27 protein-coding genes, 1 tRNA gene and 2 pseudogenes are annotated in these 26,124 nt (G+C 67.8%); 23 read left to right on the forward strand and 7 right to left on the reverse strand.

What is annotated here, in order from left to right; translation table 11 throughout:
- Window positions 1-143: 143 nt before the first annotated feature.
- The gene (locus MYF83_RS30775; protein ID WP_248964251.1) at window positions 144-734 is read left to right on the forward strand and encodes a TetR/AcrR family transcriptional regulator; all 591 of its coding nucleotides are present in this window, start codon (window positions 144-146) and stop codon (window positions 732-734) included.
- A 144-nt stretch (window positions 735-878) separates the two neighbouring features.
- Here the strand turns inward: MYF83_RS30775 and MYF83_RS30780 are convergent, their stop codons facing one another.
- The gene (locus tag MYF83_RS30780) at window positions 879-1,127 is read right to left on the reverse strand and encodes a hypothetical protein (protein WP_248964252.1); all 249 of its coding nucleotides are present in this window, start codon (window positions 1,125-1,127) and stop codon (window positions 879-881) included.
- A gap of 78 nt (window positions 1,128-1,205) precedes the next feature.
- Window positions 1,206-1,577, reverse strand: a complete 372-nt coding sequence (locus tag MYF83_RS30785; RefSeq protein WP_248964253.1) for a DUF5997 family protein — start codon at window positions 1,575-1,577, stop codon at window positions 1,206-1,208.
- A 79-nt stretch (window positions 1,578-1,656) separates the two neighbouring features.
- Between MYF83_RS30785 and MYF83_RS30790 the strand changes: the two genes are divergently transcribed.
- The 9 genes from MYF83_RS30790 (at window position 1,657) to MYF83_RS30830 (ending at window position 11,481) form a co-directional block, all read left to right on the forward strand.
- Window positions 1,657-2,361, forward strand: a complete 705-nt coding sequence (locus MYF83_RS30790; RefSeq protein WP_248964254.1) for a LysR family substrate-binding domain-containing protein — start codon at window positions 1,657-1,659, stop codon at window positions 2,359-2,361.
- 279 nt (window positions 2,362-2,640) lie between these two features.
- Window positions 2,641-3,384, forward strand: a complete 744-nt coding sequence (locus MYF83_RS30795; RefSeq protein ID WP_248964255.1) for a GntR family transcriptional regulator — start codon at window positions 2,641-2,643, stop codon at window positions 3,382-3,384.
- Window positions 3,356-4,891 (forward strand): ABC transporter ATP-binding protein, encoded by a 1,536-nt coding sequence (locus tag MYF83_RS30800; RefSeq protein WP_248964256.1) that lies wholly within the window; start codon window positions 3,356-3,358, stop codon window positions 4,889-4,891. Before MYF83_RS30795 ends, MYF83_RS30800 begins: the two co-directional genes overlap by 29 nt.
- A complete protein-coding gene (locus tag MYF83_RS30805; RefSeq protein WP_248964257.1) occupies window positions 4,888-5,964 on the forward strand; it encodes an ABC transporter permease in 1,077 nt (358 codons plus the stop codon). The genes MYF83_RS30800 and MYF83_RS30805 overlap by 4 nt, the downstream gene beginning before the upstream one ends.
- A complete protein-coding gene (locus MYF83_RS30810) occupies window positions 5,951-6,865 on the forward strand; it encodes an ABC transporter permease (RefSeq protein ID WP_248964258.1) in 915 nt (304 codons plus the stop codon). Before MYF83_RS30805 ends, MYF83_RS30810 begins: the two co-directional genes overlap by 14 nt.
- Window positions 6,866-6,878: 13 nt before the next feature.
- Entirely contained in the window at window positions 6,879-8,021 is a 1,143-nt protein-coding gene (locus MYF83_RS30815) for a BMP family ABC transporter substrate-binding protein (protein WP_248964259.1), read from the forward strand.
- Window positions 8,022-8,337: 316 nt separating this feature from the next.
- Complete coding sequence (gene biuH, locus MYF83_RS30820; RefSeq protein WP_248964260.1) at window positions 8,338-9,039, forward strand: biuret amidohydrolase; 702 nt, start codon at window positions 8,338-8,340, stop codon at window positions 9,037-9,039.
- Window positions 9,040-9,046: 7 nt separating this feature from the next.
- Window positions 9,047-10,882: an allophanate hydrolase gene (gene atzF / locus MYF83_RS30825; protein WP_248964261.1), complete on the forward strand. Its 1,836-nt coding sequence runs from the start codon at window positions 9,047-9,049 to the stop codon at window positions 10,880-10,882.
- Between the two features lie 275 nt (window positions 10,883-11,157).
- A complete protein-coding gene (locus MYF83_RS30830; protein ID WP_248964262.1) occupies window positions 11,158-11,481 on the forward strand; it encodes a site-specific integrase in 324 nt (107 codons plus the stop codon).
- Window positions 11,482-11,500: 19 nt separating this feature from the next.
- On the opposite strand, the gene MYF83_RS30835 is transcribed toward MYF83_RS30830, so the two are convergent.
- Window positions 11,501-12,541 carry an NAD(P)-dependent alcohol dehydrogenase gene (locus MYF83_RS30835; RefSeq protein ID WP_248964263.1) on the reverse strand — a complete coding sequence of 347 codons (1,041 nt, stop codon included), beginning with the start codon at window positions 12,539-12,541 and terminating at the stop codon, window positions 11,501-11,503.
- Between the two features lie 140 nt (window positions 12,542-12,681).
- Here MYF83_RS30835 and MYF83_RS44510 point away from each other — a divergent pair.
- The 5 genes and pseudogenes from MYF83_RS44510 to MYF83_RS30860 form a co-directional block, all read left to right on the forward strand.
- A pseudogene (locus tag MYF83_RS44510) lies at window positions 12,682-12,840 on the forward strand (hypothetical protein); the annotation flags it as partial.
- A 123-nt stretch (window positions 12,841-12,963) separates the two neighbouring features.
- Window positions 12,964-13,116 (forward strand): NAD-dependent epimerase/dehydratase family protein, encoded by a 153-nt coding sequence (locus MYF83_RS30845; protein ID WP_308201523.1) that lies wholly within the window; start codon window positions 12,964-12,966, stop codon window positions 13,114-13,116.
- Window positions 13,117-13,214: 98 nt separating this feature from the next.
- On the forward strand, window positions 13,215-14,330 hold the full coding sequence (locus tag MYF83_RS30850; RefSeq protein WP_443729303.1) for a sensor histidine kinase: 1,116 nt from the start codon (window positions 13,215-13,217) through the stop codon (window positions 14,328-14,330).
- A gap of 5 nt (window positions 14,331-14,335) precedes the next feature.
- Window positions 14,336-15,022 (forward strand): response regulator, encoded by a 687-nt coding sequence (locus MYF83_RS30855; RefSeq protein WP_248964266.1) that lies wholly within the window; start codon window positions 14,336-14,338, stop codon window positions 15,020-15,022.
- Between the two features lie 36 nt (window positions 15,023-15,058).
- Entirely contained in the window at window positions 15,059-16,408 is a 1,350-nt protein-coding gene (locus MYF83_RS30860) for a nitrilase-related carbon-nitrogen hydrolase (RefSeq protein ID WP_248964267.1), read from the forward strand.
- Window positions 16,409-16,474: 66 nt separating this feature from the next.
- On the opposite strand, the gene MYF83_RS30865 is transcribed toward MYF83_RS30860, so the two are convergent.
- Window positions 16,475-16,654 (reverse strand): hypothetical protein, encoded by a 180-nt coding sequence (locus MYF83_RS30865; protein WP_248964268.1) that lies wholly within the window; start codon window positions 16,652-16,654, stop codon window positions 16,475-16,477.
- A gap of 802 nt (window positions 16,655-17,456) precedes the next feature.
- Between MYF83_RS30865 and MYF83_RS44515 the strand changes: the two genes are divergently transcribed.
- The 5 genes from MYF83_RS44515 (at window position 17,457) to MYF83_RS30885 (ending at window position 21,095) form a co-directional block, all read left to right on the forward strand.
- Window positions 17,457-17,720: a DUF6188 family protein gene (locus MYF83_RS44515; protein ID WP_372500287.1), complete on the forward strand. Its 264-nt coding sequence runs from the start codon at window positions 17,457-17,459 to the stop codon at window positions 17,718-17,720.
- On the forward strand, window positions 17,710-17,808 hold the full coding sequence (locus MYF83_RS44520) for a DUF6188 family protein (protein WP_372500285.1): 99 nt from the start codon (window positions 17,710-17,712) through the stop codon (window positions 17,806-17,808). Before MYF83_RS44515 ends, MYF83_RS44520 begins: the two co-directional genes overlap by 11 nt.
- Before the next feature lie 156 nt (window positions 17,809-17,964).
- Window positions 17,965-18,354, forward strand: coding sequence for a tyrosine-type recombinase/integrase (locus MYF83_RS30875; protein WP_308201524.1), 390 nt, complete (start codon window positions 17,965-17,967; stop codon window positions 18,352-18,354).
- A 1,132-nt stretch (window positions 18,355-19,486) separates the two neighbouring features.
- Window positions 19,487-20,098, forward strand: coding sequence for a GtrA family protein (locus tag MYF83_RS30880; protein WP_248964270.1), 612 nt, complete (start codon window positions 19,487-19,489; stop codon window positions 20,096-20,098).
- 394 nt (window positions 20,099-20,492) lie between these two features.
- On the forward strand, window positions 20,493-21,095 hold the full coding sequence (locus MYF83_RS30885; protein ID WP_248964271.1) for a site-specific integrase: 603 nt from the start codon (window positions 20,493-20,495) through the stop codon (window positions 21,093-21,095).
- A 72-nt stretch (window positions 21,096-21,167) separates the two neighbouring features.
- Here the strand turns inward: MYF83_RS30885 and MYF83_RS30890 are convergent.
- Window positions 21,168-21,232: transfer RNA gene (locus MYF83_RS30890), tRNA-Ser, on the reverse strand.
- A gap of 68 nt (window positions 21,233-21,300) precedes the next feature.
- Complete coding sequence (locus tag MYF83_RS30895; protein WP_248964272.1) at window positions 21,301-21,981, reverse strand: HAD family hydrolase; 681 nt, start codon at window positions 21,979-21,981, stop codon at window positions 21,301-21,303.
- Between the two features lie 82 nt (window positions 21,982-22,063).
- Between MYF83_RS30895 and MYF83_RS30900 the strand changes: the two genes are divergently transcribed.
- From MYF83_RS30900 to MYF83_RS30910, 3 genes are all read left to right on the forward strand, one after another.
- Window positions 22,064-23,053: a hypothetical protein gene (locus tag MYF83_RS30900; protein WP_248964273.1), complete on the forward strand. Its 990-nt coding sequence runs from the start codon at window positions 22,064-22,066 to the stop codon at window positions 23,051-23,053.
- Between the two features lie 408 nt (window positions 23,054-23,461).
- The gene (locus MYF83_RS30905; RefSeq protein ID WP_248964274.1) at window positions 23,462-23,845 is read left to right on the forward strand and encodes an effector-associated constant component EACC1; all 384 of its coding nucleotides are present in this window, start codon (window positions 23,462-23,464) and stop codon (window positions 23,843-23,845) included.
- Window positions 23,832-25,970 (forward strand): caspase, EACC1-associated type, encoded by a 2,139-nt coding sequence (locus MYF83_RS30910; protein ID WP_248964275.1) that lies wholly within the window; start codon window positions 23,832-23,834, stop codon window positions 25,968-25,970. The genes MYF83_RS30905 and MYF83_RS30910 overlap by 14 nt, the downstream gene beginning before the upstream one ends.
- Before the next feature lie 8 nt (window positions 25,971-25,978).
- Here MYF83_RS30910 and MYF83_RS30915 read toward each other — a convergent pair.
- A pseudogene (locus MYF83_RS30915) lies at window positions 25,979-26,124 on the reverse strand (IS3-like element ISAar4 family transposase); the annotation flags it as partial.

Genomic DNA, 26,124 nt, shown 5'->3' on the forward strand with positions numbered 1-26,124 from the left:
GCGCGGAAAACCAAAGCGCTCGACGGGCTTCGTGCAGGGTGGCGCTAACGAGGCGAACCGGTCCGTCTCGTTAGAAGAGTGCCACAGGCCCGCGATCGCGTCAAGACGAACCGAATCGTCTCGTTTGGCGGTAACCTTGGCGGATGCCGACGCCTTCGCCGAATCCGGCTCGCCGCAGCCAGCAGTCCCACGACGCCGTCCTGCGGGCGGCCTGGGAACTGGCCTCCGAGGTCGGCTACGCCGGCCTGAGCATCGAAGGCATCGCCGCGCGTGCGGGCGTGGGCAAGCAGACCATCTACCGATGGTGGCCCTCGAAGGGGGCGGTGCTGCTCGACGCGCTGCTTCCCCAGGCACAGGCGCGTTCGCCGTTTCTGGACACGGGCGACATCGTCACCGACCTGCGGAACCAGATGACGGCCGTCGCCGCGCTCATGGCCGACCCCGATCTCGGACCCCAATACGCGGCGCTGATCGGCGAGGCGCAGCAGCAGCCCGACATGGCCAAGCTCATGGCCGAGCGGCTGATAGGTCCGATTTACGCCGCCGCCAAGCACCGCATCGTGCAGGCCCAGCAAGAGGGCCAGTTGGCTACGGCGATCCCGGCCGACCTGGTCATCGCCCAGCTCTACGGGCCGCTCTACTATCGCTTCCTGATCATCGGCGACCCGCCCGACGCCGCCTTCGTGGAAGGCCTCATCGCCGCCGCCTTCGCCGGCCTCGGCCCTGAGAGCTGAAGCCGTGTCCGAGCTGTTCGCGACCGGGACTGAGGCGGCGTCGGAGTCGCTTCCCGCCATGGCTGAGGAACTGCTCGCCGTGACGTTCGACCGCGGACCGGTCCGGCGAGCTGCGCCGGGCGCTCGATCTCGGTGGCGTGTCGTCTACGAGAACTCGTAGATCAGGTTCTCGCCCTCCACGTCGCCGCCCACGCTCGCGTACACCCACACCCGGTCCTTGCCCGGCACCGCGGTCAGGGCGCACACGCGCGGCCTGCCGTCCGGGCGGCGCGGCAGGGCGGCGGCGCGCCACTTGCCGCCCTTGTAAGCGCGAAGGTACGGCCCCGCGGCCAGCCACGCACGGCCACCGGGGGCCGCCGCGATGGCGTCCACCTCGGCGCCCTTGAACGCCACCCGCACCCGCTTCCACGCCGTGCTTCTTGACGCAGGGACCAGCGCGTCTGGGGTCGGAGACGGCAGGATCTCAGCTGTCTAGCGTTGCTTGAGGCGGAGTGCTTCTTTGCGGGCCTCGGCCTGGATGGACCGCTCTCGCTCCAGCCACGCCGGGTTCTCCGCTTTCAGCGCATCGATCTCAGCGGTGGTGAGCGGTCCGGTGATCCCACCTCTGATCAGACCGGAAACGGAGACCCTGAGCTTCGCGGCGATGACCTGCTTGGGGTGCGGGCCATTGCGACGCAGGTCAGCGAGCCAGGCGGGTGGCGTCGACTGCAACTCGTTCAGCTCGTCCCTCGAGACGACACCCTCCTGGAACTCGACGGGAGTGGCCGAGAGGAGGACACCCAGCTTCTTGGCCGCGGTCGCGGGCTTCATCGTCTGGATGGTCTTCGGTTTGGGCGAGGTCATGGCGCCAAGAGTAGTCAGTCGGAACGGGTTCCCCTGACATCGCTACCCTGAAGAAGTGACTGATGGAGAGACCGGCAAGGTGTTTCGGCTGGCGTACGTGCCCGGGGTGACACCCGCGAAATGGGTCAACGTCTGGACCGAGAGGATGCCCGGCGTGCCGGTCAGCCTGGTCGCGGTTCCTGCCGCCGAGGTGGTGGGACTCCTGCGGAATGGCGGCGCCGACGCCGGATTCGTCAGGCTGCCGGTCGACCGGGACGGGCTCAGCGTGATTCCTCTCTACGTGGAGACCACGGTGGTCGTGGTGCCTAAGGACCATGCGGTGGCCGCCGACGACGAGGTGGCCATCGCCGACCTTATCGACGACGAGGTGCTCCATCCTCTGGACGACACCATCGAGTGGACGGTCCGGCCCGGGCTGCCCGCGTTCACTCGCCCGGCTACAACGGCGGACGCGGTCGAGCTGGTAGCGGCCGGCGCTGGGATCCTCCTGGTTCCGCAGTCGCTGGCACGCCTCCACCACCGCAGGGATCTCACTTACCGGCCGGTGCTGGACGCGCCGCGGTCTCAGGTCGCGCTGACCTGGCCCACGGACGCGACCACTGACCTGGTGGAAGATTTCATCGGCATCGTCCGCGGCCGGACAGTGAACAGCTCGCGGGGCCGTACCCCTGCCTCCCCTGCGGAGAAACCGGCACATCGGCAGGCACAAAAACCCGCACAGAATGGTTCCGGTCGCCGGGCCATACCAGCCAGCCGTAAGAGGAAGGGCCACCGGCCTCGGTGACCTGCGCAGCCCCGAACCTGGTTCGGCCCCGCCACGACGGAACAGGGATGCGCTCAGGCTGAAGGGTGTCATTACTCGGCTCGGCTTCGTCACCTTGGCTGATGCAGTGACTGGCGTCGGGCATTCTCGACGCCCGTGGTATTCCGCCGCGGACGGGACGAGCGCTGTTAGTGCGGTTCCGGCCCGCACCGGGTGCACCGGTGTGGGGTGATGATCTGGCAACGGTGAATTAACTGCGGCCTACTTGTCGGGAAATCTGGGCTTTCTAGCTTCTGAGCCATGGATACGGGGCTGTATACAGACTCGAATACACCGATCAAACTGCGGCGCGACCAGGTGTACGGCGAGTTGCGGCGCAGGCTCATGGTGGGCGAGTTCGGCAGCAGGACCCGCCTGGTGGAGGAGCGGGTCGCCGGGTTGCTCGGGGTTTCGCGGACCCCGGTGCGCGAGGCGCTGGTGCGGCTGCTCGCCGATGGGCTTGTCGAGCGGGGTGACGACGGCGGTTACTACGTCGCCCAGCCCGACCTATCCGACCTCAGAGATCTGTACGAGCTGCGGATCACCCTGGAGATGCGCGGGATCAGCCGCGCCCTGGACGCCAACGTGCGCGGGCACGACGTGGCCGTACTGGAGCCGCTCCGGGATCAGTGGCGGGCGCTGCGTGACGACCAGCCGGAGCCGGACCCGCAGTTCGTACTGATGGACGAGGACTTCCACATCACGATGAGCCGCGCCTCGGGGAACGCGACGCTGACGAACACCCTGGCCTCCGTAAACTCGCGGATCCGGGCCGTACGCATGTACGACTTCCTCACCGCGGATCGCATCACCCTGACGATCCTCCAGCATCTGGAGATAGCCGAGGAGGTCCTGGCAGGCCGGCTCGCCGAGGCTCTGACCGCGATGCATCGCCACGTGGGGGAGTCCATGGACGTCGTGGAGCGGCGGGCCGCCCACGCGATTACTCAGATGGCCCTCAATCGAGGCAGGCGCCATGACCCTGACCGAAGCCAGTCCTACTGATATCACCGACATTCCTCTGCTCGCCGTGCGCGGGCTGACCCGCAGGTTCGGCGAGGTGCTCGCCAACGACGCGGTCGACTTCGACGTACGGGCCGGTGAGGTGCACGCCCTCGTCGGTGAGAACGGCGCGGGCAAGAGCACCCTGCTCAAGCTCGTGTACGGCGTGCACCGCCCCGACTCCGGCGAGGTTTCCGTAGACGGCGCGAAGGTACGCATGACCAGCCCTGCGCAGGCCCGTTCGCTGGGCATCGGCATGGTCTTCCAGGACCTCCGCCTGGTCCCCGCCCTTACGGTCGCGGAGAACATCGCGCTCGCCCTGCCGGGCAGGCCGAAGCTGGACCGGCTCTCCAAGAGAATCACCGAGGCCGCCGCCGAGCACGGACTGGCGGTCGATCCCCGGGCCAGGATCTCCCATCTGTCCATCGGCGAGCGGCAGCGCGCCGAGATCCTCAAGGTCCTGATGACGGGATCACGGGTCGTGATCCTGGACGAGCCGACAAGCGTCCTCGCGCCGCAGGAGGTCGCCGCGCTGTTCGAGGTGGTCGGGCGGCTGCGCGACACCGGCTACGGCGTCGTGATCGTCACCCACAAGCTGAACGAGGTGCGCGCGATCGCCGACCGCGTGACCGTGCTGCGCGGCGGCAAGGTCGTGCTCAACGGCGCCGATCCGGCGGCGTACGACGACGCCGAGCTGGTCGAGGCGATGGTCGGCAGGGCCGTGCCGCCGCTGCCCGCGGACCGTCCCGCGCCGCCGCAGGACGCGGGGCCCGCGGCGCTGCACCTGTCGGGCGCCAGCGCGTACGGCGAGAGCGGGGTGCTGCGGCTGAAGAACGTGGATCTCGACGTGATGCCCGGCGAGCTGGTCGGGGTAGCCGGGGTGGCGGGCAGCGGACAGCGGGAGCTGTGCGAGGTCGCCTGCGGGCTGCGGCCCGTCTCCTCGGGAACGGTGACGGCGGCGGGAACCCCGTTGACCGGCCCCCGGCAGGCGCTGGCCGCCGGGGTGGCGGAGGTGCCGGAGGATCCGGTGGCCGACGCGGTGGTGCCGGGGCTGAGCGTCGTGGAACACATGGCGCTCGGCCTCGCGGAGATCCCCCGGCGCATGCTGAACGTGGACTGGCGGCGGGTCGGCGCGTCGAGCGACGAGCTCGGCGAGCGGGTCGAGCTGCGCATGGCGGCCGGGCACCGGCGGGTGGCCGAGCTGTCGGGCGGCAACATCCAGCGGGTGATGCTCACCCGGGCGCTCGGCAGGGAGGACACCGTGCTCGTGGTGGCCGCCTACCCGAGCAGGGGGCTCGACGTCGCCACCACCCGCCGCACCCAGGAGCTGCTGCTCGAACGGCGCAACGCGGGGGCGGGGGTCCTGGTCGTCTCCGAGGACCTGGACGAGCTGATCGCCATCAGCGACCGTATCGCGGTCATGCACAACGGCGAGATCGCCGGAATCGTCTCCGCCAAGAACGCCGACCGCCAGGAGATCGGCCGCCTGATGCTGGGTGGGGCCCGATGACGACGACCCTCACCCCTGCAGAACCCGTCAAGGTCCCCTCGCGACGCTCCGCCGACCTCCTTGACGGAGTACGCAGGTGGGCCGGCGCCCTGGTCGGCGCCGTCGTGATCTTCAGCGCGTTGCTGCTGGTCAAAGGAGCCGACCCGATCGCCGCACTCGGCGACATGGTCGCCTCGATCTTCACCTCGGCCAGCATCGAGCAGATCGCGATCAAAGCCACGCCGCTGATCCTCGCGGCGATGGCCGTGGTGCTGCCCGCGCGGACCGGTCTCGCCAACGTCGGCGGCGAAGGACAGGTGATCATCGGGGCGGTGTGCGCGGCGGGCGTGGGGCTGGCGTTCGACTCGATGGGGCCGGTGGCCCTGGTCGCGATGCTCGTGGCCGGCGCCGCGGGCGGCGCGCTCTGGGCCGGGATCGCGGCGGCGATGCGGCTCACCGTCGGCGTGAACGAGGCCGTCACCACCCTGCTGCTCAACTATGTCGCGCTCGACGTGATGCTCTACCTGATCTACGAGCCATGGAAGGACCCGAACGGCTCAGGCCAGCCGGCGACCCGGCCACTGGCCGTCGCGGCGAGGCTGCCGCTGATCGGGACCACGGCAGTGCACATGGGCCTCGTGATCGCGCTGGTCGCGGCGGTCCTGGTCTGGCTGGTGCTGCGCGGCACCGCGTTCGGGTTCCGCCTCGGCGTCACAGGAGGCAACCCCGAGGCGGCGCGGCGGGCGGGACTGCCGGTGAAACGGCTGCTGCTCACCGCGATGCTGCTCGGCGGTGCCCTCGCCGGGCTGGCGGGCGTGATGCAACTGGCCGGAGTGGAGTTCAAGCTCCGTCCCGGCCTGACCGCGAACATCGGCTACATCGCCTTCCTGGCCGCGTGGCTGGCCAGGCACAAGCCGCTCCCGGCCGTCGGCGGGGCGGTGCTGCTGGCCGTGATCAGCATCGGCGGAGACAGCCTCCAGCTCGACAGCGGCCTGCCCGCCGCCACCGTGAACGTCCTGATGGGCCTGGTGCTGCTCGCAGTGCTCGGCTGGGCCTCGAAGGGAACAGGAAAGAGGACCGATGCTCTTCGTTGACGTGCTCGCCGGAGGCGTACGCGGTGGCACCGCGATCATGTTCGGCGCACTCGGGGAGACGGTGTCCGAGCGCGCGGGAGTGGTCAACCTCGGCACCGAGGGCTGCATGCTCATCGGGGCCCTCGGTGGCTACGCCACGGCCGCAGAAACCGGGAGCCCCTGGCTCGGGCTGCTGGCCGGAGCGGTGGTGGGCGGCCTGCTCGCCCTCGTGCACGCCCTGCTGGTCATTTGGCGGCGCGCCGACCAGTTCGCCACCGGCCTGACGCTGATGTTCCTCGGCCTCGGCCTGACCAGCCTGTACGGCGCCACGTACGTCGGGAAGGCCGCCCCCGGCTTCGCCCCCGTCAACGTGCCGCTGCTGGCCGATATCCCGGTCATCGGCGAGGTGTTGTTTCGGCACGACCCGGTCACCTACCTGTCCTTCGTCGCCGCCCCCGCGCTGTGGTGGTGGCTGCGCAACACCAAGGGCGGCCTCCTGCTCCGTACGGCGGGGGAACGCGCCGACGTGCTGCACGTCCACGGCTACCGGCCCGGCCTGATCAGGGGCAGGGCGGTGGTCGCGGGAGGCGCGCTGGCCGGGATCGGCGGCGCGCAGTTGTCCACGGCGTACGCGCACGCCTGGTTCGAGGGGATGACGGCGGGCCGGGGGTTCATCGCCGTCGCCCTGGTGATCTTCGCCGCGTGGCGGCCGATCTGGGTCATGGCGGGGTCGTACCTCTTCGGGGCGGCGCTCGCGCTGGCTCCCGCGTTGCAGGCCAGAGGGTACGCGCTCAACCAGTTCGCCCTCGACGCCCTGCCCTTCGTGATCACCTTGGTGATCCTCGCCGTCCTCGGCAAGCGCACGCTGCGCGCGGCCCCCGAGGAACTGCGCCGCGTCTTCGAATCCGCTCCGTCCAAGTAGGAGATGCCCTCCCATGCGTAAGATCGTCATCTTCGCGGCCGCCGCCTTACTGGCGACCGCCTGCTCCGCCAACACCGCCGGAACCTCCGACGCCGCGGCGCCCGGCGCCGCTCCCGCGGCCCCCGGCAAGGACGCGACGTCGGTCGGCTTCATCTTCGTCGGCCCCAAGGACGACTACGGCTACAACCAGGCCGCCTACCAGGGCAGCCAGGTGGTGGCGAAGGCGTTCCCCGATCTGAAGGTGATCACGGCGGAGAACGTGCCCGAGGACGACAACGCCGCCCGCGTGATGAACTCGATGATCGCGAAGGGCGCGAAGATCATCTTCGCGACCTCGTACGGCCACCTCGACGCGGCGCTCAAGGTCGCCGCCGAGCACCCGGACGTGGCGGTGGTCCAGCAGGGCAACCTGATCACTGGGACGCCCCCGAAGAACGCGGGCACCTTCTTCGGCACCGTCTACGAGCCGGTCTACCTGGCCGGGATCGCCGCTGGCAAGGCCACCAAGACGGGCAAGCTCGGCTACGTCTACGCCTTCCCGATCAGCCAGTCGATCGACAACATCAACGCCTTCGAACTCGGCGCCCAGTCGGTGAACCCGTCGGCGAAGACGTACACGGTCAACACCTCCTCCTGGTGTGACCCGGCGAAGCAGGCGGAGGCGGCGGCGAACCTGCTCAAGCAGGACGTGGACGTGATCACCCAGCACCAGGACTGCACCGCCACGGTCATCAAGGCCACCGAGGCTGCGGGTAAGTACAGCGTCGGCTACCACGCCGACGCCTCCTCGATCGCGCCCAAGGGCTGGCTGACCGGCTCCCAGTGGAACTGGGGGCCGCTCTACACCGACATCGTGAAGACGGCGCGGGCCGGGTCGTTCACCGGGTCGAAGTACAACGCCAACTTCCGGGTCGGCTACAAAACCGGCGACAACCCCTTCGTCCAGTCGCCGTATGGGCCCCTGGTCGACGCCGGCACCAAGGCGGCGATCGACAAGGCGAAGGCCATGCTCTCCACCGGCTCCCCGTTCGCCGGGCCCATCACGGACCAGGGCGGCAAGGTCCGCATCCCCAAGGGCACCATCCCCGACTACGAGACGATCGAGAAGATCGACTACTTCGTCTCCGGTGTCGTCGGCTCCCTGCCGAAGTCGTGACCGTGGTCGAGGGCACGACGCCGTACCCGTGGCCCTGGGACGGCGGCCTGGACCCGCCTGGCCCTGCTCGCCGTCTCCTGCTCCCACCTCACCGGGCAGGACCACCCGGTCGAGAAGCTGACGGCGACCGTACGCGAGCTCGGTCTGATCCTCTCGGTCCGCGTACGTCCCCCGCGCCTCCCGCGCGTACGCCCTCGGGCGCACGGCCGTCGCCCGTACAGGCCCCGCCGGCGGCGGGTGGGATTTTCGGAGCGGTCGGTGACAGCACAACCGTCGCGAACGCTCTTCATGTCCTGACGACCGAGAGGACGATGTCATGAAGTATCCGACGATAGAGGCCGAGCCCTACGGCTGGCCGTTCAACGGCGAGCTGGATCCCGCGACCACTGCGGTGATCTGCATCGACTGGCAGGTCGACTTCTGCGGTACCGGCGGTTACGTCGACAAAATGGGCTACGACCTCTCCCTCACCCGGGCGGGCTTGGAGCCCACGGCCGTCGTGCTCGCGGCCGTACGGGAGCGGGGCATCCTGGTGATCCACACCCGCGAGGGGCACCGGCCCGATCTGTCCGACTGCCCGCCCAACAAGCTCTGGCGTTCACGCAGGATCGGCGCGGGGATCGGCGACTCAGGGCCGTGCGGGCGGATCCTGGTCAGAGGCGAGCCCGGCTGGGAGATCGTGCCCGAGGTGGCTCCGATCGACGGCGAGCCGATCATCGACAAGCCAGGAAAGGGCGCGTTCTACGCCACCGACCTGGACCTGCTGCTCCGCACCCGGGGGATCACTCACCTCATCCTGACCGGCATCACCACCGACGTGTGCGTGCACACGACGATGCGCGAGGCCAACGACCGGGGCTACGAGTGCCTCCTGCTGACCGACTGCACGGGCGCCACCGACAAGGGCAACTACGAGGCGGCACTCAAGATGGTGACGATGCAGGGCGGCGTCTTCGGCGCCATCGCCCCGTCATCGGCACTCCTGCGCACCCTAGGGGCGGCCGAGCGTGTCGGCTGAGCAGGAAATGCGAGAAGAGACCAGCAGGACCGCAGAGAGCAGAGAGCCCACGCACCCCCCTACGGCCAGGGAGTCAGGTACGGCCAGGGAGTCCAGCGCGGCCGAGGCGATCGGCGCGGCCGGAGAATCCGGCGACGCGGGTCAGGGGAGGGAAACCCTGGCGGCCAAGGTCGTCGGGATCTTCCAGAGGATCAAGGAGCGAGGCGACGACGGGGTCTGGATCACCCTTAGGCCTGAGGAGGAGGTCCTCGCCGACCTGGCCAGGCTCGATCCCGGTGGCCGGTTGTACGGCATGACGTTCGCCGTAAAGGACAACATCGACGTCGCGGGCCTGCCCACGACGGCCGCCTGCCCGGCCTTCGCCTATCACCCGGAGCGCTCGGCGCCGCTGGTGGAACGGCTGGTCGCGGCTGGAGCGCTGCTGATCGGCAAGACCAACCTCGACCAGTTCGCCACGGGCCTGTCGGGCATGCGCAGCCCGTACGGGTCGTGCGAGTCTCCGCTGGTGGCCGGGCTGATCTCGGGCGGGTCCAGCTCGGGCTCGGCCGTCGCGGTGGCCGCCGGGCTCGTGGACTTCGCCATCGGCACGGACACGGCCGGCTCGGGCCGGGTCCCCGCGGCGATGACGGGGACGGTCGGGCTCAAGCCGTCCCGTGGCCTGGTCCCGATGCTCGGCGTGCTCCCCGCGTGCGCGTCGCTGGACTGCCCGAGCGTGTTCGCGAGATCGGTGTCCACGGCCTCCGCCGCGCTCGCCGTCATGGCGGGGCCGTACGCGGGCGCCCCCTGGTCCCGAGAGTTGCCCTCGCCTGTGCCCGTCACGCCCGTACGGGCAATGCGGATCGGCGTGCCCCGGAGTCCGGACTTCCTCGGCGACACGGGCGCGGCGGAGGGCTTCGCCGAGGCGACCGCCCGCCTGGCCGCCCTCGGCCACGAGATCGTCCCGATCGACCTGACGCCGTTTCTGGAGGCCGGGAGGCTGCTCTACGAGGGGCCGTGGCTGGCCGAGCGGCTCGCGACGGTGGGGGACTTCCTCGCCGCGCATCCCGGCGAGGTGCATCCGGTGACCCGCCAGGTGCTCGAACGCGGTCGGCAGATCACCGGAGTGGACGTCTTTCAAGGCCGGCACAGGCTGGAAGAGCTACGTGCGGAGACCGCCCGATCCTGGGGCGAGATCGACGTGCTGGCGGTGCCGACCGTGCCGACCACGTTCACCCTGACCGAGATGGCCGCCGACCCGATCGGGCGAAACGCCGCCCTTGGCCTCTACACCACCTTCGCCAACCTGCTGGACCTGGCCGCGGTGGCCGTACCGGCCGGAATGACTCCCGCGAGCAGACCCCACGGAGTTACCCTGCTTGCCCCCGCAGGCTTCGACGGTCTGCTCGCGGGTCTAGGCTCGACCTTCCTCAAGGAGCCCACGCCACCCTCCACGGCTTCCATCGGGATCCAGCCTGTGCCGGAACCACCCGAAATCACCCTGCTTGCCGTGGTCGGCGCCCATCGCACAGGCCAGCCCCTCCACCCCCAGTTGGCCGCCCTCGGCGCCGTGCGCGACAGCCTGGCCCGTACGGCCCCTGTCTACCGCCTGCACGACCTCGGAGACCGCCCCGGCATGATCAGGGATCCCGCCGGAGCGCACATCGAGGTCGAACTCCACCAGATGACCCCAGAAGCCCTGGGCAGACTCCTGATACGCATCCCGCCCCCACTCGGCCTCGGCACCGTAGAGCTGGAAGACGGCCGCCAAGTCCACGGCTTCCTCTGCGAACCCCACGCCCTCACCCATGCCCCCGACATCACCACCCACCAAAGCTGGCCCGCCTACCTCGCCTCCCGCCCCTGATCCGCGGGGAGTGTCCGGCAAACCAGTGGAATCGGAAATGGCGCCGGCCCGGCCGAGGTGGGATACCTGGCCGGGCCGGCGCGCTACCCGGCCTCGGCAGCCGGCGGCTGAACAAGCTCAACGCTCAGGACGTCCGGCTCTTCATCACCCGCACTCGTACGGAGTGCCAGTGCTGCAAGCACGGATGGGACGCCTCCCGGGAGGTGCCCGTTTGCTGTGCGGCCAAGAACGGCGAGTGCTGCGCCTCGCGGTTGTCGACCCGGATGGTTCAGTCAGTGCATGCCGTACTCCGGAACGCCTTGGAGTGCGCGGTCCGCGAGGAGATCATCCCGCGCAACGCGGCCAAGCTCGTCAAAGTCCCGGTGCCCAAGTACAGGGTCAACCGCGGCCTGACCGTGCCGCAGTCTCGTGCGGTCCTCAAGGCCGCCCAGGATCATCGACTCTTCGCGCTGTACGTCCTGGCGCTCTGCCTCGGCCTGCGGCACGGTGAGCTGCTCGGGCTCCGCTGGGAAGACGTCGACCTCGATGGCGAGAAGCTCGAAGGGGTCCAGACTCTCCTGCGGGTCGCCGGCAAGCTCCGGTTCGTCGCGAGTAGGTAGAAGATCTAAGAGGCACGGCCTAGATCGTGGCGATGTCGATCACGAATCGGTAGCGGACGTCGCTGGAGAGCACCCGCTCGTACGCCTCGTTGATCTGGTCGGCTCGGATCAGCTCGATCTCGGCGCCGAGGCCATGCTGGGCGCAGAAGTCGAGCATCTCCTGGGTCTCGGGAATGCCGCCGATCATCGATCCGGCAAGACTCTTGCGCCCGCCGATCAGCGGGAACAGGTTCAGCGAGATCGGCTCCTCAGGAGCCCCCACGTTCACCAGCGTGCCGTCCGTCTTCAGCAGGGCCAGGTACGCGCCGAAGTCCAGCGGTGCGGACACCGTGGAGAGAACCAGATCGAAGGTGCCGGCCAGCGACTCGAAGGTCTTCGGGTCGCTGGTCGCATAGTAGTGATCGGCGCCGAGCTTGAGCCCGTCGTCCTTCTTACGCAGCGACTGGCTGAGGACGGTGACCTCGGCACCGAGGGCGTGTGCGATCTTGACCCCCATGTGGCCGAGGCCGCCCATGCCCAGGATGGCGACCTTCTTGCCGGGGCCCGCGTTCCAGTGCTTGAGCGGCGAGTACGTGGTGACGCCCGCGCACAGCAGCGGCGCGGCCACGTCCAGCGAGAGCGAGTCAGGGATACGGAGGACGTAGTTCTCATCGACCACGATGTGGGTGGAGTAGCCGCCGTAGGTGGGCTCGCCATTCTTGTCCAGGCCGTTGTACGTCGCGATGTTGCCCCTGACGCAGTACTGTTCCAGACCCTGCTTGCAGTACTCACACTCGCGGCACGAGTCGACGAAGCAGCCGACACCCACCCGGTCGCCTACGGCGTACTTGGTCACGCCCGAGCCGACTTCGGCGACGACACCGGCGATCTCGTGGCCTGGCACCATCGGGAAGATCGCCTCGCCCCAACCCTCGCGGGCCTGGTGGATGTCCGAGTGGCAGATGCCCGCGTACTTGATCTCGATCAGGACGTCGAACTCGCCGACTGGGCGACGCTTGATAGTGGTGCGCTCCAGCGCAGCCTTGGCGGCTGGCGCGGCGTAAGCGGCAACGGTGCTCATCGGGAAGTTCTCCTCAAGGGGTGGTTCTTTGCCCGGCGGCCTTGTCTACCAGGCAAAACGAGTATGCCACCACGGCAAGGGCACACCCAGACCGCCCCGATTCCTACGTCCAGCGGTCCTACTAGCGAGGGCGGCAGGCCGACGCCGTCGCGACGCTGCGCGCCGTACGGCAAGAGCTCGCCGAAGAGCTCGGCATCGACCCCGGCCCCGCGCTGCGCCTCAGCTGGCGGCTGCGTCCTCGTGCTCGCCAGCGGGCCCGCGAGCGCGAGGCGCTCACAGAGAGTTCAGCCAGGCGATGAGCCGGGCTCCCTCACGTGTCATGATCTCCGGGTCTCGCAGCGCGTTGGCCAGCAGCGACATGCCCTGATACGCGCTCACTAAGGTCACCGCGAGCCCGTCGGGATCCGGCTGCCCCAGCTCTGATCGTTGTCACGGGTGCCACAGGGAACATCGGCCGGGCCCTGGTGCGGCTGCTGGCCGGGATGGGCGAGCAGGTCACCGCGGTGGCTCGCCACATCACGGAGGCCGACTGTCGTAGACGTGGCGGCGCACGAGCTTCTCGCCCAGCGCGATAAGTAGCTCAGCGCGTTCAGCGTGTAGTGGGGTGGCATGGCCGGAAATGATCACTCTAGAGAGTGAGGGCAATGGGCTGATAAATCCTGATAATGGGCGGATGCTTGCAGCGGGCCGGGTTGATAGGGCGGTTGACGCGGCCCTTGCGGTGGGAGTGGTCCTGGCTACGGTGGGGCCGCTTCTACTGCCCGATCCTAAACCGTGGTGGATCATCGGGCTGGGGCTGTTGGCGTCGGTCCCGGTGTGGTGGCGTAGGCGGGCGCCGATGGTGGTAGCGGTGGTGGTTGGGACGGCGATGTCGGTGATGGTGACGTGGGAGAAGCCGTTTCTGCCCTTTGGGCCGTTGCTGGCCGTCTACACGATCGCCGACCTGAGCCCCACGTGGAAGAGGCTGGCGGCGACTCCGGTGATCGTGGCGGCTGTGGGTATCTCGCTGGTGCTGCCGGGGGAGAACGACGAGACCTTCCGCCTGGTGGGGACTGCCTTCGTGGCCGCATACGCGCTGGGCACAAGTGTCAGGGCGAGCCGCTCGCGAGCTGCCGAGCTGGCCGAGCGGGCGCGGCGGCGGGAGCAGGAGCACATCGCGGCGGCGGCCGAGGAGCGCACCCGGATCGCGCGCGACATGCATGACATCGTCACCCATTCCGTTGGGCTGATGGTGGTTCAGGCCGAAGCCGGGCCGGTGGTGGTGCGCAGCGACCCAGACAAGGCCGAGGCGGTTTTCGATGCGATCGCCGGCACGGGAAGGGGTGCGCTGGCCGAGCTTCGAGGGGTGCTCGCCGCGCTGCGGAGCCAGAGCGAAGGTGGCGGACCGGCGTGGGGCCATGCCGGCGAGCGCCTGGGCGAGATGCTGCTTCAGCCCCGTCTGGCAAACCTCCCTGCGCTGGTCGAGCGCAGCGGCCTCGATGTGGTGAGCACGACCGTCGGTATCCCGCGCCCGGTCGCCGAAAGCGTTGAGGCCGCCGTCTACCGCATCGTTCAGGAGGCGCTGACCAACGTGCGCAAGCACGCCGGTACGCGTGCCGTACACCTCACTCTGACCTGGCGGGAGAGCCTGACGGTGGAGATCGCCGACGACGGCCGGGGGCCGGGTGAGGGCGGCGGGTACGGGCTGGCTGGGATGCGGGAACGGGCGGCGGTATGCGGCGGGACGCTCAGGGCCGGGGCGGGACGAGACGGGGGATTCGTGGTGGAAGCTGAATTTCCGCTTGAATAGCCCGCATGTTACGGGTGCTCATCGCCGACGACCAGGACCTCTTCCGCGCGGGGTTCGGGCTGATCCTGGACGCGCAGCCGGACATGGAGGTGGTCGGCGAGGCCGCCGACGGCGAGGAGGTGATCGCCGAGGCCAGGCGGCTCCAGCCGGACGTGGTCCTGATGGACGTGCGCATGCCGGGCAAGAACGGCATCGAGGCGACCAGGGAGATCTGCGCCACCACCGCCGCCAAGGTGCTCGTGCTGACCATGTTCGACCTCGACGAGTACGTCTACGACGCGGTCCGGGCGGGAGCGAGCGGTTTCCTGCTGAAAGACATCCGGCGCGACGAGCTCGCCCACGCTGTGCGTACCGTCGCCTCGGGTGAGGCCCTGCTCGCCCCGGCGGCGACCAGGAGACTGCTCGAGGACCTGGTGCGCAGGCCCGCCCACGGCGTCGCCCCCCGGCTGGCGGCCAGGCTGGACGCACTGACTGAACGCGAGCGCGAGACGCTGAAGCTGGTCGCGCGCGGCCTGTCGAACGCGGAGATCGCCGCCGCGCTCGTGGTCACCGAGCACACGGTCAAGACGCACGTCAGCCGCATGCTCACCAAACTGGACCTGCGGGACCGGGTCCAGGCCGTGGTGCTGGCCTACGAGTCCGGGCTGGTGGTCGCCGGTGAGAGTGACAACGGAGATCACACCCGAGACTGACGCGCCGGCAGGGTGGGAAAAAGCACGATCGTCGGCATGGAACGCATCCTCCTCACCCTCGCCTCCGCCGTCCTGATGCACTTCGGCACCGGTCTCCACCCCGTCTGGTGGCTCACCTGGCTCGCGCCGCTGCCCGTCCTGTTCCTGGCTCGCCGGGCGGGCACGGGTACGGCTTTCGCCGCCGGGACGCTCGTCTGGCTCGCCGGCCAGGCGCAGATGTGGCCGTACTTCACCCGGACCCTCGAGATGCCGCCCGCGCTGGCCGCCGCCCTCATCGCCGGCCCCGCGCTCTGCTACGGCCTGGGCATGCTGCTCTTCCGCACCTTGCTCGTGCGCGGAAGGCCGCTCCTGGCGGCGGCAGCCGTACCGGCCGTCTGGGTCACCACCGAGTACGTCATGAACCTCGCCGGACCGCACGGGGCCTGGTGGAGCCTGGCGTACACGCAGGCCGATTTCCTGCCCGTGCTGCAGACCGCCTCCGTCACCGGGGTCTGGGGCATCACCTTCCTCCTGCTGTTCGTGCCCGCCTCGATCGCGGTCCTGCGGCCACGCGCGGCGCTGGTCTCGGGCGTGCTGGTCGCGCTCACGCTCGGCCATGGTTTCGTACGGCTCGCGACGCCCGCCGACACCGGAGGACGGAAGGTCGCGCTGGTCGCGACGGACAACTCCGAGGATCTTGTCCGCCGGTACGGCGAGGCCATTGACACTGCGGTGGCTCGCGGTGCGGAGATCGTGGTGCTGCCCGAGAAGGTTTTCAAGACCGCCGACCTGCCGTTCGCTCGCCCGGGCGTGGAGGTCGTCGCGGGGATCGCCATGGAGACCAACAGCGCGGTGAGCTACCCCTCCGGCGTGCGCTACGACAAGCACCACATGATCCCCGGGGTGGAGCGCAAGTTCCGGCCCGGCACCAGCTTGGCCTTCCTCGACGGCAATCGGCTCGGCCTCATCATCTGCAAGGACCTCGACTTCCCCGGCCTGGTCAGGGAGTACGGCAAGGCCGGCGTCGCCGCCCTGCTCGCGCCCGCCTGGGACTTCGACGAGGACGCGTGGCTGCACAGCCGCATGGCGGTGGTGCGCGGCGTAGAGAACGGCGTGGCGGTGGCCCGTGCCGCACGCGAGGGATGGCTGACAGTCAGCGACAACCGCGGCCGGATCGTGACCGAGCGCTACAGCGACAGAACGGGCATGACCACGGTCACGGCCACCCTGCCTCGGGAGGGCTCGCCCACCCTCTACATCGCCCTGGGCGACTGGGTCGCGTGGGCCTCGGCCGGATTGCTGCTGCTCACGCTCGGTGCGCTGGCCCGTACGAAGACTTCCAACTCGGTGAGCGAGAGCCCGACAGGCGGGACCACAGTGGACGCCCCACCTACGTCCGGTGCCTAACCGTGGTGGAAGGCCAGGGCCCGTGGTATCGGCTCGTCACAGGCGGGCGGCTCCCCCAGACCGCCCTCACTCCCATGCCAGGGTTTCCTGAACCTGACATCCCGACCTGCCGAGGAAGCGGTTGTCGTCAAAGCCAAACAAGAACGCCCCGAGCGAGATCCGCTCGGGGCGTTTTGGCTGTTCAGGTGATGTGGTCAGGGGCGGGGTCGAACCGCCGACCTTCCGCTTTTCAGGAGTAGGCACCATGATCGCTCACCTAGGTGTTCCGGCCTCACCAGCACTCCGGGTGATTGCTGAAGTGTGGGTGCATGGGCTGGTGTGAGCTCGGACGATTCGATCGAGGTCTGAGGCTTTGACCTGCGGGCGCGGCGTCCGTGGACGTTCGCTCAGTTCCGCCCTCGTTCACCCTCTTGGCTGTACCCGTGGCTGTACAGCCAAGACACTCGTTCAGCCATTTCAACTAACGTGAGCCCATGAATAGAGAGCGTCGACTTTGGTGGGCCATGGCGCTGCAAGCACTTGGGCTGGTAATCGTGCTGAGCGGTTGCTCGCAGCCCGTCTCGTGCGGGCCTTGCCCTGGGTACGGGTTCTATGCTGACGTCCCTCTCGCGCTGGCAAGCCGCGCTCACGCCCTCGATGTATGCCCAACAGGGCATCCATGCGCGACACAGGTATGGGGCGACCCCAAAACCGGTGTCGCAGAATACAAGGGCGAGCGAGCAATGTTGGGAATCAGCGCTCCCCGCTATGACGGCACCATAGATTTGGTACTCAGGGATAAATCAGGCGATGTTATTGGACGTGGAACAGTCTTATACCAGGAAGGCGATCACAGCACATGCGAGTGCCGAACGACCCACGTCCGGGTCGAATAGAGGGTTCGCCCTAACGCACCTTGCCTATCCTAACGGGCACGCAACGGGCACGCCGAGCACCGAGCGTCGAAATGATGAAGCGGGTTGCAGTCGACACCTGGCAAGGTTTGCGTGTGGACGCACAGATAGAGCTGGCCGAGCTGGAGGATCGTTGGCTTCTGCCCTACCGGGGGATGCAGGTGATTCACGTTCGGGTGAGTTATCAATTGACGCTGCTCCTGGACAGCGGTGCTCACGTGGACATAGAGGCAGAGGCGATGCTCAGCCACGGTCCACTGAGCGCTCCAGACGCGACGATGGCTCGGCTCGTCCCCGAGCGCCAGGAAGTAGCGCCGGCTCTGGCTCTCTTCGGCGTAACGGTTCTCATCGGTCGCCTTCAAGTCCGGTGCGCTGCGGTTGGTCTTCGACACCGGGGCACATCTGAGCGTGAAACCTGATCATCAGTACGAGGCGTGGAGCGCACACGGTCCGGGCGCTCTGCTCCTCGTTTCCCTGCCGGGCGGTGATCTCGCGGTTTGGCGATGACCAGAGACACCAGTTTGGAAGATTTCGGCTCACGATCACCTGACCTGCTGCGCCGCTGGTCAGAGACCGTGTGCCTCTGCCAGCGACTCCCCGTGATTCCCCCTTGATCACCGCCTGATCGGGCACGCAACGGGCACGATCGGTATCCCTGCGGCCATCGTTCCCGCGCTGACGGATCACCTTCGTGACTTCGTCGCGGACGATCAGGACGCCTTTGTCTTCCTCGGCGTTCGGGGCGGCTTCCTGCGGGGTGGCAACTTCCGTCGTGAGGCCAAGTGGGCGGACGCGCTCAAGGAGATGGGTCTCAAGGGTCTGCACTTCCACGACCTTCGACACACGGGCAATACGCTCGCCGCGCAGTCAGGGGCGAGCCTCGCGGACCTCAAGGCACGGATGGGACATGACAGCGACCGGGCCGCGCTGATCTACCAGCACGCCACGGGCGATGCTGACCAGAAGATCGCGGATACCCTGAGCGCGCGCGTGGAAGCGGAAAGGAAGGATGGCGATGATGGCTTGGCCGGCGCGCTGGTCCCGGCGGGCTGATGGCACGTTAATGGCACGAACGCCACTTTCCCTGATGCGGGAAGCGGCGTTTTTGCTGGTGGAGCCTAGGGGATTCGAACCCCTGACTGGGCGCACACACTACCCCTTGTGCTGATGCCAGCGCTCAGCGGGCGGCTACGCTATGGCCTGCGGCCCCCGCACGATCTTCGTTTGTCGGCACACGTACACGTTGCCCCCCGCGTCCCGTCTGCCGTCGATCAGGCATGCTAGGCGACATGCCCAGCGCCGACCTCCCTAGTCCGCTTCCGCATTTCTTCGATTGCGGCTGTCCCGATATCTACTTCTGTCCGACCTCACAGGAGGTGGAGTGTCCCCGGCACAGCGGGTTCACGGTGTGCTGCGATGCGGTCGACCGGCACATACCCGCGCGGACGCGCACACCTGCCCCTGACTGATTGCCCCGTATGCCTCGACCCACCGCGAAGCGGCAGCGGGCCGGGGACGGCGGGGCAAGCCCGTCTTGGCGTGTACCTGTTCCCGGTGAGCTTCCTCGCCCGCTGGTTGCCCTACCGGCACAGACGGGCTAGCGCCGGAGGAGCCGGTCTGCTGGGCTCCGCCTGGGTCGTGGCAGGCGGGGTGATCAGGCTTCCACCTCAGCAGGCTACGGCCTCCCGCTCTTGCGCGGGCGATCACCCCCCGCCGATCTTGGCTCACCTGCGGCAACGCAGCTCACAGCGCTGACCTCGTTCCCCGCGACTCCCCGCTGTTCCCCCTTGTTCCCCGCCCCATCGGGCACGCCACGGGCACGGCGGTACCCTCATCAAGGACAGTCTCCGGCATTGCGCCGCCCCTCCCCGCAGGGGTACGGCTTGGTCCGCCAGGCCGTAGGCGCTCGGGCACGACATCGGGAGGCTGGATAGCACCGGAGACCGTCCTCACTCCTGCGTAACAGGGAGCCAGCCGACTCGGAAAGCTGCGGATTAAAAGAAGACGCCTCGATCAAGGACTGCGGCTCTGACCTGGGTGTTCGGTGTCCGTGGATGTTCGCTGAGTTCCGCCGATGTTCGCCGGCTTGGCTGTACTCGTGGCTGTACCAGCCTGTCCTGGCAGCGGGCCTGCTCCGGCGCCTACAACCGAACCCAGGTCGGGTTGCGGGCAGTAGGCTTCGCCGATGACCGAATCCATGCCGCCCGGCGGCGCGGCGCTCGATGCAGACGGGCTGATGAGAAGATCGGGATGCTTCGAAATAGCAAACACAGTACTCGCAAGATTGCCGGAACCGCTGCACGCCCTTGCGCTGAAGCACCGTGAGCTGCTGAAGTTCGCGGTGGTGGGTGGAACAGCGTTCCTGGTGGACAACACGGTGTTCTATGGGCTGAAGCTGACCATTCTGGAACCGAAGCCGGTGACCGCGAAGGTCATCGCGGTGCTCGTGGCGACAATCGTGTCCTACGTGCTGAACCGTGAATGGTCGTTCCGGACCAGAGGCGGTCGCGAGCGCCATCACGAGGCTGCGCTGTTCTTCCTGATCAGCGGCGTCGGTCTGGTGCTCAGCTCCGTGCCGCTATGGATCTCCCGGTACGTGTTCCTACTGGAGACCCCGGACGTGAGCCTGGTCACCCAGGAGATCGCCGACTTCATGAGCGCGCAGGTCATTGGCACGCTGATCGCCATGGTCTTCCGTTTCTGGGCGTTCCGGAAGTGGGTCTTCCCCGACGAGGAGGTTCACCCTGGCCGCGTGCGGCTGGCTCCAGCTCCCAAGCCCAAGGACGAGGCGGCCTGATCCGACCCTCCACTCGCCGGGTAGCCGCGGTGCATTGCTGCATCGAGGCTCCCTCACCTTGTCATTCAACCAAGGAATAACTCGGTCACGACCCTGTCGGCCCAGGCATGCGACCGGACAGTCGGGCGGCGGGTGGACTGTCTCGGATTTCATGTCACTGGAAGCCCGCTGGGCGGACGCCTGGCGCCACCTTTCGCAGCCGGAATGATCTACGGGCCAGTCAGCAGCAACTGCTCGGCGGCGATCAGCCACCGTGAACGGTGAGCCAGGGTGAGGAACGAACCCTGGATCGTCGATCGCCCCCAAGCACGTACCGTGGCCAGCCATGCGGTGGCGATCGTAGGGCTGCATCTGTGCGGCGGTACGGCAACCCCGGTCGGTGCGTTCGGTTGGTATGGCGGGTCGGCGTGCGGTGGCCGGCCCGGTGTCCCGCCGCCGTTCGGGACCGGCCCCCAGGCCGCACGCCCGGACAGCGGGCGGGCGGAGGGCCGGAGGTACGGAGGTACGGCGGCGCGCCGCGCCGCCGCTTGATACGGGCACGCTGCGGGTCGAGCAGACCTTACAGCGGGTCGCCGGCGAACTTCGGATCAACGTCCCCAAGACCCGGCGCTCGAAGCGAGTCGTGCCCCTGCCCGACTTCTGCATCACTGCGCTGGAGGAGCGACAGAAGATCCAGGCGGAGGAGCGGGCAGAGGCGGGCTCGGAGTGGGAAGACACGGGACTGATCTTTACTACCTCGTCGGGCAGGCCGATCGATCCGCGAAACCTCCTGCGCCACTTCTACGCGGTGCGGAAGCGGGCCGGGCTGGAGGCGTACCGGTTTCACGACATCCGGCACACGGCCGTCTCACTCCTCCTCGACCTGGGCGTTCCTCCGCACGTGGTTCGCGAGATCGTCGGGCACAGCGCCATAGAGGTCACAATGGACGTGTACGCGCACGCGTCATTGGAAGAGAAGACGAAGGCGCTCAAGCGACTTGGAAAAGAGATCGCTTAACGGGTTGATGTACCCGTTGATGTAAAAACCCCGAACCGTGATCATGGTTCGGAGTTTTCGCTGGTCTAAAGGTGGTCAGGGGCGGGGTCGAACCGCCGACCTTCCGCTTTTCAGGCGGAACAACCACCCTGCTCCCCTGCCTGAGACCGAGGTCAGAGGGTGGTGCACGGCTGCGGCCCGATGCCGCTGGTGGCCGACGTTGCTGTCACCGCTGCTGTCGCGGCGAGCCGCCGCCCTCGTTCCCTACCTGCAAGATCTCGACAGCTTGGAGTACGTCCGTGACCACGTGGTCGGCCTGGTGATCGACACCGGGCCAGGTGCCCCGGTCGATCCAGATCGTCCGAAGACCCGCAGCGCGTCCGCCGGCGATGTCGGCGGTGAGGTTGTCGCCGATCACCCACCCGCCCCCGGTGAGAGTCATGCCGCAGCGCTTGGCCGCGATCTCGAACAGGGCGACATCGGGCTTGCGGACTCCTTCGACTCCCGACAGGGCGTAGGCGTCTACGGCTTTGGCCAACCCGGTCTGCTGGATCTTCCCGAGCTGGTTGTCCGCCATCCCGTTGGTCACGATCGCCACGCGCCACCCGGTCGCCCGTAGCCGGGCCAGGCCGTCCAGGACTTCGGGCTGACAGCGCACGAGGTGGGGCATGCGTCTCCGGTAGCGGCTCCACAGCTCCTCAACCGACTCCGGCAGCGTGAAGCGCTCACGGACCGTGGCGAAGAACACCTCTCGGTGAGGAAAGCCCTCCCGGTCAAGAGCGATCAGCCAGTCAACCGCTTCAGCCCCCAGGTCATGCTCGCCGGCGAACTCCGCGACCCACACCCGGAACGCCTCGTCAAGGTTCACAAGAGTGTTGTCCAGGTCAAAGAGCGCAAGCCGTTGCACAGAGCGATCCTATGAGGCTGTACGTCCAAGACTGCGGCCCCTCAGGTGTGCGATCATGGGGCCATGACGACCAGAAAGGCTCATGCCTGCTGACCGCCGGCTCGCGCTCCACGCGACGCTCCCCGACCGCTACGCCCGTTTTGAGGTCCTGGCTTCGACCGTCGACCATCTCGGCCGGCTCGTCGCCCTGGTTGCTGATCCCGCCCAGGGCTTCGTCTCCATCCCTCACTTCTCCGCGCTCCGGCCGCCTCCGCGCTATAACGCGATCGCTGTCATCTGCGACGAAACCGAAATCCACGAGATCCCGCTGGACGACCTCGGCCTGTGGTTCACCGACATCGACACCCTCGGCGACGGCGTCGTGCTGGCGGCCGCCCGATGCCCTCCTTCCGGCATACCGTACGAGCGCTACCTGGAGCCGGTGCCCAGTGATGAGCTCCTGCTCACCGCCAACGTCCGGCTGATCGACGGCGACGGGTGGACCCGGGCGGCCTTCTACGCGGGTGACGGCATCGAGCAGCTCATGACCGACCCGCAGGGGAACATCTGGACCAGCTACTTCGACGAGTCGAACTACTGGGCTGCCAACCCGGACGGCACCTGTTCCAACCGATTCATGCTCGGCCTCGCCCGATGGGACAAAGGTGGAGGCCCGCCGTGGCTGGCGTCCGACACTCCAGGTGTCGTCTGGTGTGACTGCTACGCACTGAACGTCGGCCGCGAGACGGTCCACGCCTGCCCTTACACCGACTTCCCGCTAGTCCAGATCGACGCGAATGGCATCCGTGCCGTCACGCCGAACCCTGTCACCAGATGTAGCGGCCTGGCCGTCTGCGGTCCCCAACTCGCCTCTCTGGATCAGCGCGGTGTAAACGGCAAGTATCACTGGGAGATCCGCAGGGCCCGCAAGGAGGGCGGAGCTGTCGTGGAGACTGGCCGCGAGCCCCTGGTGCTGCCGGAAGGCCGGCTGCCGGCGGGCTGGGCGCGCGGCAAGATCGGCCGGGACTGGACACTGTGGCTGCACGAGGACGGCGACCGGCGGCGCTGGTACCGGTACGAAATCGATAGTTAAAGCCTGCCTGGCTCCCCGCAATCCGCCAGGGCTCGAACCCCGAACCTACGGATTAAAGCCGGAAGAAGATCGTCTCCTGACGCCCATCGGCATCTCTTTGCCCCTGCCCAGAGCCCCAATTCACTTGATCGGCCTCTACCGGCATCTACGGCCGTCTGGGGACGCAGTTAGCATCCGTGTTAGCAAGGTCATCGATCCAGCCGTACCCTCCATGCCTGATCGCACAAGAGGTGAGCTCTTCGATGCGAACTGCGGGCGGGGCCAACGTCGCGAGGCGCTACGACCGCGCCGCGTACCGGTGGTGTGTGCAGCCCGCCGCGAGATACATTCCGGTTGTCTGCTGTGTGTAGGCGAGATGCTTGCATATTGTGCGGGACTGGGGCGGGGGCCACAGGCATGGGAGGGTCCTTGGCTGTTTGGCTGAGTATCGAGAGTGAGAACGCCTCCGATACGTTGCGAGACCTCTACGGCTGGTTGTCGGAGGAACCGGAGTCGCGGGGGCGGGTGAAGCTGCGGGAGCGGGAGCCTGAGCCGGGTGCGCTGGGGCCGGTCGTTGAGGTATTGCAACTCGCGCTGGGCAGCGGGGTGTTTGCTTCGACGGCCACCGTGCTGGTCACCTGGTTGCGGACCCGACGCGGCACAGTGAGCCTGAAGCTCAGTCGTGAGGGCCAGGCAAGTTTGGAAGTGACGGCCACGGGTGTCAAGAATCTGGACGCGGCAGCGACCAAAGCGCTTACCGAGCACATCGCGCAGGTTCTGAACGACGCCGGGGCGAGCGATGAGACCGGATGAGTCGCATGGGTTGATGCTGGCCCGGCCAGGTGTTCGGGTGCTGCTGGTCGGATCCGGCGCATACACGATCGAATCGCGGCTGTCCTCCGTGCCCGCGGTTGAGCGAACAGTCGCCGATCTGGGCCGCTGTTTGATCGAGCGGGCCGGACTTGATCCGGATCACCTGAGCATGCTGGTGAACCCGAAAGATCCTCAAGAGGTCGGTTCTGCCCTGGTCGACGTCGTCGGCCAGGCCGAGGACGTCTTGATGTTGTACTACGTGGGCCATGGTCTGCTTGACACGCGTGGTCAGCTGCATCTGGGCACCCGCTCGGCAGTGGATCTGACCCAAGGTATCGCCAGCCATCAGGCGCTGCCTTATTCCACGATCGCTGAGGTGCTGTCGGGGTGCCGGGCGAAGCTCGTGTTGATCGTGCTGGATTGCTGTATTTCCGGGCGGGCGCACGCGGTGATTCAGCAGGGCCTGGATCCGGTATTCGCTCCTGCTCGACATGGTAGTTACGTGCTGGCTGCGGCGGGGCGCGATGAGGCGGCCTGGGCGGTGGAAGGGGAGCGGCATACCGCTTTCTCCGGGGCATTGATCTCCGTGCTGGCCGGAGGTGACCCAAGGGCCGGGCTGTACCTGACAGTGGACGATGTTTATCGGTCGCTGTCGGTCGCGCTGGACGAGCAGGGGTTGCCGGTACCTCGCCGACAGGCCACCGGATTCGGTGAGCGGCAGCCTCTGACCATCAACCCGGCCCGCTCTCACCTAGACGGTGAGCAGGTTGGACGGGAGAGCCCCTATCCGGGGTTGGCTTCGTTCGGGCCGCAGGACGCGAACGTCTTCTTCGGCCGGAGCGAACTGACTGCTCAGCTAGTTGATCGCGTCGCCGACCAACTGGTCCGCCAGGAGCCTTTACTTGTGGTGGGCCCTTCTGGGGCGGGTAAATCGTCGTTGTTGCGGGCCGGGCTGATTCCCGCGCTGGAACAGGCGCAGGGAACCGGGGTGGTGGTGTTCACGCCCGGCCAGGACCCGGTGGGCGTGCTGGCGCAGCGGTTTGCTCCCCTGGATGGCTCGCTGCCGGGTGAGGTGAGGCAGACCCTGATGTCCGATCCCGATCGGCTGCGGGTTTTGCTGGCCGGGTCTGAGCAGCGGGTTCTCATTGTGGATCAGTTCGAGGAATTGTTTACTCAATGTCAGGAGGAGTCGCAGCGTCGCGTTTTTCTTGCCACGTTGCACGCCGCGTGTGCCGTCGCGGTTGTCGTCATCGGGGTGCGCGCTGACTTTTTCGGTAAGTGCGTGGGTTACCCCGAGTTAGCAGCCGGTCTGGAACATCCGGTGGTCGTCACACCGATGACGGTGGCGCAGTTACGTGCGGCCATCGAGGGGCCGGCTCGGGTGGCTGGGCTCACCGTCCAGCCCGGCCTGGTCGGCCTGTTGCTAGAGGATGTCGGAGCTGACCTGGACGCCAGTGGCTCCGCAAGCGTGTTGCCGTTGTTGTCGCACGTGTTGTTGGCGATCTGGCAACGTCGCGAGGGCGATATGTTGACCGTGGCCGGCTATCTGGCGACCGGGGGGGTCAGTCGGGCGTTGGCTAAGACGGCCGATGCGACTTTGGCGGGGCTGGATTTACCTGGCCAGTCGGCCGTCAAGCAGTTCCTGCCCCGGTTGGTGCGGCTGGGAGAGGGTGCCGAGGACACCCGCATCAGGATCCCCATTACTGACTTGCTACCGGTCGCCGATGAGCGTGATGGGGCTTGGCGGCAGGCCCTGGACCGTTTTGTCGCAGCGCGTCTGCTGACTGTGGACGCGGACACGGTCGAGATTAGTCATGAGGCGTTGATTCGCGCTTGGCCTCGATTACGCGAGTGGATCGCCGTTAACCGGGCTGCGTTGCTGGCCCGTCAGCGGCTCGATCACCAGGCTCGGGACTGGGCCGATCATCAGGAGGATCCGTCCTATCTATTCAGCGGGACTCGGCTGGTCGACGCTGAGGAAGCGCACGCGCAGTGGAAGGGAGATCCGGCCGGGTCCCCGCTAGTCTCGGAGCGCTCTGAGCGGTTTCTCCGCGCCAGTATCCAGGCCCGGCAACGAGCGATACGGGCCAGTGATCCGCCCTACGCTTTCCGGACAGCTGCTTAACGGCTAATTCACGCTGCGAGCTGCTGGTTCAGGTACTCGTCGTGGACCTGTTGCGGGGTCCGGTAATCGAGTCCTGAGTGGCGGCGCCTCGAATTGTATCGGAATTCGATGTAACGAGCAACGTCGCGGCGGGCTCGTTCGCGAGTCGGATATT

It is taken from the genome of Sphaerisporangium perillae, assembly GCF_023276435.1.
In the GTDB taxonomy this organism is placed as follows: Bacteria; Actinomycetota; Actinomycetes; order Streptosporangiales; family Streptosporangiaceae; genus Sphaerisporangium; species Sphaerisporangium perillae.